The following is a 225-nucleotide window of genomic DNA, read 5'->3' as shown; positions in this document are numbered from 1 at the left end:
TCCGGACGAGCCGCCACCTGCCGCTCGAACAACTCCGGCATGGTCACATCCGGTACGGCCAGAGCCGTGTCATTGTGCCGATACACCAGCTCGTCCAACTGCTGAGCCGAGAGCAGATCCAGCCCGCCCACCGGCCGATCAGGATCGGCCACCACCGCATCAAGCAGCCGCACGAACAGCTCCCCCATCGCCTCCACCGACGCCCGATCGAACAGATCGACGGCG

Annotated in this window: 1 protein-coding gene; it reads right to left on the bottom strand. The window is 66.2% G+C overall.

Features of this window, described 5'->3' with window-relative positions; translation table 11 throughout:
• Positions 1-225: hypothetical protein (locus V5E28_RS49375; protein WP_336217240.1), on the bottom strand; the 225-nt coding region annotated here is incomplete at both ends.

The organism is Nonomuraea sp. LPB2021202275-12-8 (assembly GCF_037044575.1).
Taxonomy (GTDB): Bacteria; Actinomycetota; Actinomycetes; order Streptosporangiales; family Streptosporangiaceae; genus Nonomuraea.
Note: the sequence above shows the minus strand (reverse complement) of the source record. Positions and strands in the feature narration are given on the sequence as shown.